This is a genomic window from Methylibium sp., assembly GCF_013817365.1.
Taxonomy (GTDB): Bacteria; Pseudomonadota; Gammaproteobacteria; order Burkholderiales; family Burkholderiaceae_C; genus Methylibium.
On sequence record NZ_JACDCU010000159.1, the window covers coordinates 1 to 8,093 of the forward strand.

At 69.5% G+C, this 8,093-nt stretch carries 5 protein-coding genes; 2 read left to right on the plus strand and 3 right to left on the minus strand.

The genetic code is table 11. The features are described from left to right. A partial coding sequence (purL, locus tag H0W38_RS11140; RefSeq protein WP_292453899.1) for a phosphoribosylformylglycinamidine synthase occupies window positions 1-3,852 on the minus strand: 3,852 nt, incomplete at its 3' end. 142 nt (window positions 3,853-3,994) lie between these two features. Between purL and map the strand changes: the two genes are divergently transcribed. Further along, entirely contained in the window at window positions 3,995-4,801 is an 807-nt protein-coding gene (map, locus tag H0W38_RS11145) for a type I methionyl aminopeptidase (protein ID WP_292453901.1), read from the plus strand. A 9-nt stretch (window positions 4,802-4,810) separates the two neighbouring features. Continuing rightward, entirely contained in the window at window positions 4,811-7,441 is a 2,631-nt protein-coding gene (locus tag H0W38_RS11150) for a [protein-PII] uridylyltransferase (RefSeq protein ID WP_292453902.1), read from the plus strand. On the opposite strand, the gene H0W38_RS11155 is transcribed toward H0W38_RS11150, so the two are convergent. Both H0W38_RS11155 and H0W38_RS11160 read right to left on the minus strand, forming a co-directional pair. Then, on the minus strand, window positions 7,438-7,878 hold the full coding sequence (locus tag H0W38_RS11155) for a type II toxin-antitoxin system PemK/MazF family toxin (protein ID WP_292453904.1): 441 nt from the start codon (window positions 7,876-7,878) through the stop codon (window positions 7,438-7,440). The two genes, H0W38_RS11150 and H0W38_RS11155, sit on opposite strands and share 4 nt — an antisense overlap. Next, a partial coding sequence (locus tag H0W38_RS11160) for an antitoxin of toxin-antitoxin stability system (RefSeq protein WP_292453906.1) occupies window positions 7,875-8,093 on the minus strand: 219 nt, incomplete at its 5' end. The genes H0W38_RS11160 and H0W38_RS11155, both read right to left, overlap by 4 nt.

Here is an 8,093-nt window from a genome sequence, read left to right on the forward strand (position 1 = left end):
GCGCAGTGCGCGATGCACCGCCGCGGCGTCGCCGCGCTGCGAGAAGTCAGCGTGACCTTCGCCGTGCGCCACCGCCGCAGGCAGCCGGCTGCCGGCCATGCCGGTGAAGAAGATCGACGGCGATTCGAGCACTTCGACCATCGACAGCCGGGCCTCGAACTGCTCGCTCACGTTGCGCGTGAAGCGCGGCCACGCCTGCGTGCCGGGGATGATGGGGCTGAGTGCCGCCATCATCTGGCAGCCGTTGCACACGCCGAGCGCGAAGCTGTCGCGGCGGTTGAAGAACTCGGCGAACTGTTCGGCCAGCGCGGCGTTGAAGAGGATGGAGCGCGCCCAGCCTTCACCGGCGCCCAGCGTGTCGCCGTAGCTGAACCCGCCGCAGGCCACAAGGCCCTGGAACATGGCCAGCCGCGCGCGGCCCGCCTGCAGGTCGCTCATGTGCACGTCGTGGCAGTCGAAGCCGGCCTGGTCCATCGCGTAGGCGATCTCGAGGTGCGAATTGACGCCCTGCTCGCGCAGGATCGCGACCTTGGGCTGCGCCAGGTTCAGGAAAGGCGCGGCGATGTTCTCGGCGGGATCGAAGGTCAGGTGCACGTGCAGGCCGGTGTCGTCAGGCCCACCGGTGGCGGCATGCTCGGCATCGGCGCAGGCGGGGTTGTCGCGCAGGCGCGCGATGCGCCAGCTGACCTCGTCCCAGGCCTGTTGCAAGGCTTGCAGCGGCGCCGAGAACACGGCCTTCGTGTCGCGCCAGACTTCGACGATGCCGCGCGCGTTGGGCTTGCCGATCACGTGGCTGTGGCGGCCGAGACCGAATTCGCGCAGGGTCTGCACCACCGCGTCGCGCTCGGCGGTGCGCACCTGGATGACGGCGCCCAGTTCCTCCGCGAACAAGGCCTTCAGCGTCAGCTCGTTGCGGCGCTCCGCCGTCTGCCCGGCCCAGTTCTTGGCGTCGCCCCAGTCCATGCGGCTGTCCTGGATGCCGTCGCCCTCGGTGACGAGCAGGTCCACGTTGAGCGAGACGCCGCAATGCCCGGCGAAGGCCATCTCGCACACCGCCGCCCACAGGCCGCCATCGCTGCGGTCGTGGTAGGCGAGCAGCAGGTCGGCCGCGCGAAGGCGGTCGATGGCGCTCACCAGGCTCTTCAGCAGCGCCGGGTCGTCGAGATCGGGCACCGCGTCGCCGACCTGCTCCAGCGTCTGGGCAAGGATGGAGCCGCCGAGCCGGTTGTGGCCGGCACCCAGGTCGATCAGGATCAGCGAGCTGTCCCCGGCGTCCACGCCGCCGGCAGCGGCACCGGCGTTGGCCATCTGCAGTTGCGGCGTCAAGGTGCCACGCACGTCGGCGAGCGTCGCAAAGGCGGTGACGATCAACGAGACTGGTGCCGTCACCTGCTTCGCCTGCCGCTCGGCTCCTTCGCCCTCGCTCCAGCGCGTTCGCATCGACAGCGAATCCTTGCCGACGGGCACCGAGATGCCGAGCGCGGGGCACAACTCCAGGCCGACGGCGCGCACGGTGTCGTAAAGCGCCGCATCGTCGCCCGGCGCGGCGGGGTCGTCGCTGCAGGCGGCCATCCAGTTGCAGCTCAGCTTGACGCGCGCCAGCTCGATCGGCGCCGCGAGCAGGTTGGTGATCGCCTCGGCCACCGCCATGCGGCCGGCGGCCGGTGCGTCGATCACGGCCAGCGGCGTGCGCTCGCCGATGGCCATCGCCTCGCCGCGAAAACCGGCGTAGTCGGCCAGCGTCACCGCGCAGTCGGCCACCGGCACCTGCCACGGCCCGACCATCTGGTCGCGGTGGCTGAGGCCGCCGACCGTGCGGTCGCCGATGGTGATGAGAAAGCGCTTGCTGGCCACGGTGGGATGGCGCAGCACGTCGAAGCAGGCGCGCTCGAGCGTCACGCCGGTGAGGTCCACCGGCGCGAAGCGGCGCACCGCACGCCGCACGTCGCGGTGCATCTTGGGCGGTTTGCCGAACAGCACGTCCATCGGCATGTCGATTGGAGGGGCCGGTGCGCCGGGCTGCTTCCCGTCGCCACCGTCTTCGAGCACGAGTTGCGCGGCGTCGGTGGTCACCCCCACCACGGCGAAGGGACAGCGCTCGCGCAGGGCCATCGCTTCGAAGATCGGCAAACTATGCGGCGCGATGGCCAGGACGTAGCGCTCTTGACTCTCGTTGCACCAGATTTCGCGTGGCGCCAAGCCGCTTTCCTCCAGCGGTACGCGGCGCAGATCGAAACGCGCCCCTCGGCCGGCGTCATGCACCAGCTCCGGAAAGGCATTGCTCAGGCCGCCCGCGCCGACGTCGTGGATCGCCAGCACGGGGTTCGTTTCGCCGAGCGACCAGCAGTGGTTGATGACCTCCTGCGCGCGGCGCTGCAGTTCGGGGTTGCCGCGCTGCACGGAGTCGAAGTCGAGCGCGGCGGTGTTGGTGCCGGCCGCCATGGAGCTCGCCGCGCCGCCGCCCATGCCGATGCGCATGCCGGGGCCGCCGAGCTGGATCAGCAGCGTGCCGGCGGGGAAAGCGATCTTGTGCGTCTGCCCCTCGGCGATCGAGCCCAGGCCGCCGGCGATCATGATGGGTTTGTGATAGCCGCGGCGCTCCTCGCCCGCCTCGGCCGGGACGGTCTGTTCGTAAACGCGGAAGTAGCCCGCGAGAATCGGTCGGCCGAACTCGTTGTTGAAGGCCGCGCCGCCGAGCGGGCCGAGGGTCATGATCTCGAGCGCGCTGGCGATGTGCTCGGGCTTGCCGTAGTCCCCGCGCTCCCAGGGTTCGGCCAGGCCGGGCAGGCGCAGGTTGGAGACGGAGAAGCCGGTGAGTCCCGCCTTCGGCCGGGCGCCGCGCCCGGTGGCGCCCTCGTCGCGGATCTCGCCGCCCGAGCCCGTGGCCGCGCCGGGGAACGGCGAAATCGCCGTCGGGTGGTTGTGCGTTTCCACCTTCATCAGCACATGCGCAACTTCCTCGCGTGCGCCGTAGGCCGGGGCATTGGTGTAGCTCAGCGGCCCCCAGCGCTCGACCGGCCCGCCGGCCATCACGGCCGCGTTGTCGCTGTAGGCGACGATGGTGTGCTGCGGTGCCGTCTGGTGGGTGTGGCGGATCATCTGGAACATCGAGTGTTCCTGCTCCTGCCCGTCGATCGTGAAGCGCGCGTTGAAGATCTTGTGACGGCAATGCTCGCTGTTGGCCTGCGCGAACATCATGAGCTCCACATCGCTCGGGTTGCGCGCCAGGCCGGTGAACGCCGCCACGAGGTAGTCGATCTCCTCGGCGTTCAGTGCCAGCCCGAAGTCGCGGTTGGCCGCCTCCAGCGCCGCACGTCCGCGGCCGAGCACGTCCACCGTCTCCATCGGCTTGCCCGGTTGCACGTCGAAAAGTTGCCGCGCGCCGTCGCGATCGAAGGCCACGCTTTCGGTCATGCGGTCGTGCAGCAGCGCCGCCACGGCCTCGCGTTCCGCAGCGGCGAGCGGCTTGGTGCCGCCGAGCAAGCCGCTCTTGAGCACGATCTGGAACTCCGTCGCCCGTTCGATGCGCCGCACCGCCAGGCCGCAGTTGTGCGCAATGTCGGTGGCCTTGCTGGCCCAGGGCGAAACGGTCCCCAACCGCGGCATGACCACCACCCGCTCGCCGCCGTCCGGACCTTCATAGGCATCGCCGTAGCGCAGCAGCGCGGCCAGCGTATCAAGGGTCTGGCGACTCGCCTCTTGCGCCAGCAGCACCCAATGCACATGGCGCGCATGCACGCCGGCCACGCGCGACACCGCCGCCTGCAATCGCGGCAGGAGTGCCTGCGCGCGAAAACGGGGCAGCGCATTGCCGCCTTCGAAGAACAGGATCGTGGGCGTGGAGGGCGTCATGGACTGGGTCGAGGAGAAGCTGCGGCAGCAGCAGGCAGGCGGCGCGCCTTGCGCCGGAAGAACCGCGCGAAGGCGTGTCGGCAGTGCCGGGCCGCCCTTGCCGGACCCGGAATTTTACGGGGGCGGTGTGATAATTCCGGCCATGCCGATCACGATCAAGACTGCAGCGGATGCCCAGGGCATGCGCGTCGCCGGGCGACTCGCCTCCGAGGTGCTGGACATGCTCACGCCGCACGTGGTGCCCGGCGTCAGCACCGAAGAGTTGGACCGACTCGCGCACGATCACATCGTGAACGTGCAGGGGGCGATTCCCGCGCCGCTGAACTATGCGCCGTCGGGCTACACGCCCTACCCCAAGTCGGTCTGCACCTCCGTCAATCACCAGGTCTGCCACGGCATTCCCAACGACCGGCCGCTCAAGAACGGCGACATCGTCAACATCGACGTCACCGTCATCAAGGACGGCTGGCACGGCGACACCAGCCGGATGTACATCGTCGGCGAGGGCTCCATCGCCGCGAAGCGCCTGTGCCAGCTCACGTACGAGGCGATGTGGCGGGGCATCGCCAAGGTCAAGCCGGGCGTGCGCCTGGGCGACATCGGCCACGCGATCCAGACCTTCACCGAGCGGCAGGGCTTTTCCGTCGTGCGCGAGTTCTGCGGCCATGGCATCGGCCGCAAGTTTCACGAGGAGCCGCAGGTGCTGCACTACGGCCGCCCGGGCACCTTGGAAGAGCTGGCGCCGGGCATGGTGTTCACCATCGAGCCGATGGTCAACGCCGGTCGGCGCGAGATCAAGGAATTGGGCGACGGCTGGACCATCGTCACCAAGGACCGCTCGCTCTCGGCGCAGTGGGAGCACACGGTGTTGGTCACGGACAGCGGCTACGAGGTGCTGACCGTCTCGGCCGGTAGCCCGGCGCCGCCGGAGCTTGCTGCCGCCGCTTGAGGTTCTGACGTGGCTGCGGTGCTGGACCCCGCCCCGGCGCCTGCCCTGCCCGGCCTGCGGGCGCGCTTTCGCGACGGCAAGGCGGCGCTCATCGAGCATTTCCGTGGCCAGCGGCCGACAGCACCGGCGGCCGCGCAACTGATCCGCGGGCTGGCCCGCCATGTCGATGCCAGCCTGGGCCAGCTCTGGCAGCACGCCCTCATGCCCAAGGGCGCGGCGCTGGTGGCGGTGGGCGGCTACGGCCGGGGCGAGTTGTTTCCGTATTCCGACGTCGACGTGCTGGTGCTGCTGCCCACCGCGCATGGCCAGGACGATGCCGGGCCGCATGACCACGATGCCCTTCGGTCCACCGTGAGCGGCTTCATCACCGCCTGCTGGGACATCGGCCTGGAGATCGGCTCGAGCGTGCGCACGGTCGCCGAGTGCGTGGCCGAGGCCGAACGCGACGTGACGGTGCAGACCGCCCTGCTCGAAGCGCGCTTCCTGTGCGGCTCGCGCCGCCTGTTCGAGGACTTCCGGGCTCGGCATGCGGCCGCGCTCGACCCGGCCGCCTTCCTGCGCGCCAAGACGCTCGAGATGCGGCAGCGCCACACCAAGTACGAAGACACGCCCTACGCGCTCGAGCCCAACTGCAAGGAGAGTCCCGGCGGCCTGCGCGACCTGCAGGTGCTGATCTGGGCGGCACGCGCGGCGGGCCTGGGAAAGACGTGGAGCGCGCTGGCGGCCCAGGGTCTCGCCACGCCCTTCGAGGTCAAACAGCTGCAGCGCAACGAGGGCCTGCTCAAGCTGATCCGTGCCCGGCTGCACATGGTGGCGGGCCGGCGCGAAGACCGCCTGGTGTTCGACCTGCAGACCGCCGTGGCCGAGAGCTTTGGCTACCAGGCCACGCGCGAGCGGCGCGCCTCCGAGGCGCTGATGCATCGCTACTACTGGGCGGCCAAGGCGGTGACGCAGCTCAATCTCATCCTTATGCTGGGCATCGAGGAACAGGTGGGCGGCACCGGCGGCGCGCCGATGCGCCCGATCAACGAGAAGTTCCTCGACCGCGGCGGCATGCTCGAAGTGGTCAGCGACGATCTCTACGAGCGCGACCGCCATGCCATCCTGGAAACCTTCCTGACCTACCAGCAGTCGGTCGGCATCAGGGGCCTTTCCGCTCGCACGCTGCGCGCCCTGTACAACGCGCGCGGGCTGATGAACGCCGAATTCCGCCGGGACCCGGTGAACCGGCGGCTGTTCATGCAGATCCTCATGCACCCGGGCGGCGGGCAGACGCACGCGTTCAGGCTGCTCAACCAGACCTCGGTGCTGGGCCGCTACCTGTGGGTGTTCCGCCGCATCGTCGGGCAGATGCAGCACGACCTGTTCCACGTGTACACGGTCGACCAGCACATCCTCATGGTGCTGCGCAACGTGCGGCGCTTCTTCATCCCCGAGCATGCGCACGAGTACCCGGTGTGCTCGCAGCTTGCCGCGCAGTTCGAACGGCCGTGGGTGCTCTATGTGGCGGCGCTGTTTCACGATGTCGCGAAAGGCCGCGGCGGCGACCATTCCCAGCTCGGCGCTGCCGAGGTGCGGCGCTTCTGCCGCGATCACGGCATCGGGCGAGACGACACGCAACTCATCGAGTTCTTGGTCAAGGAGCACCTGACCATGAGCCGCATCGCGCAGAAAGAGGATCTGAGCGACGCCGAGGTCATCGAAGCCTTCGCCGCACGGGTGCACGACACGCGCAGGCTGACCGCGCTTTATCTGCTCACAGTCGCCGACATCCGCGGCACCAGCCCCAAGGTCTGGAACGCCTGGAAGGGCAAGCTGCTCGAGGACCTGTACCGCAGCACCCTGCGCGCGCTCGGCGGCGAGAGGACCAATGCCCATGCCGAGCTCGAGGCGCGCAAGCAGGAGGCGCGCAAGGTGCTCAACCTGTACTCGCTGCCCACGGGCGTCGAGCAGCCGCTGTGGGCGACGCTCGAGATCAGCTACTTCGCGCGCCACGACGCGGCCGACATCGCGTGGCATGCGCGTGCGCTGTACAGCCACTTGAAAACGCGCACGCCGATCGTGCGGGCTCGTCTGTCGAGCATCGGCGAAGGCCTGCAGGTGCTCGTTTATGCGCCCGACCAGCCGGATCTGTTCGCGCGCATCTGCGGCTACTTCGATACCGCGAACTTCAGCATCCTCGACGCCAAGATCCACACCACGACCAGCGGCTACGCGCTCGACACCTTCCAGGCGATCTCGCCGCAGGTGGATCAGCGGCTCGATACCAGCTACCGCGACCTGATCTCGCTGGTTGAGCACCAGCTCGCCCAGGCGGTGGCCAGCAACGCGCCCCTGCCCGAGCCCAACCGAGGCCGCCTCTCGCGGCGGGTGCGCTCGTTTCCGGTCACGCCGCGCGTGCTGCTGCGCCCCGACGAGCGCGCGCAGCGCTGGCTGCTCAGCGTCTCGGCCAGCGACCGCTCCGGGCTGCTCTACGCGATCGCCCGCGTGCTGGCGCGTCACCATCTCAACCTGCAGCTCGCCAAGGTTTCGACGCTGGGCGAGCGCGTGGAAGACACCTTCCTGATCGACGGCGCCCCGCTGCAGCGAAACCGCCAGCAGTTGCAGATCGAGAGCGAGTTGCTCGACGCGATTGCTTAAACCCCGGTCAACCAGCGCAGCGCCTGCTCAGCGCGGGCCAGCGCCACTGCGTCCACGCTACCCAGCCGGCGGATCAGGCGGCGGTTGGAGACGGCGCGTACCTGGTCGATGAGCAGGTCGGTGGCCTCACGCAGGCCAGTACCGGTGGCTGCAGGCAGCCGCACGCGAAGCGGGAACAGATCGTCTTCTTCCAGCGCCCCCAGTTGGCTCGTGCCCGGGATGACGATGGTGCTGGCGTGGCCGGCGCGGTTGAGGGCGTCGGTCTGAAGCACCAGCGCCGGGCGGCCGGTCTTGCCCGGTTCTTCGCGGTCGCTTTGCGGCTCGAAGTCCACCGCCCACAAGTCGCCTCGCACGACGCTGGCACGGGCTGCCGTGGGTTGGGTCGCGCGCGCAACTGCAGGCACCCTTCGGGGCGCGGGCTTCGGGGCCTGCTTCACGCCGACAGTCCGTCGGGTGCCGATCCGTCCAGCGCCTCGTTCTCGTCCGCCGTTTGCCCAGCCAGCCGGCGCGACAGGGCCGCCATGCGCATTTGCATGGCACGCGCGTTGGCCTCTTCGATGGCGCGCCGGGCGTATTCGGAGCGGCTCAACCCGCTGAGGCGCGCGGCCTCGGCCGTTTCCCGCACGAAGGATTCCGGCGCACGAAACACGAA

Excerpts from the sequence above, each read along its gene's own strand:
- map (WP_292453901.1), top strand. The coding sequence starts at position 3,995 with ATGCCGATCACGATCAAGACTGCAGCGGATGCCCAGGGCATGCGCGTC.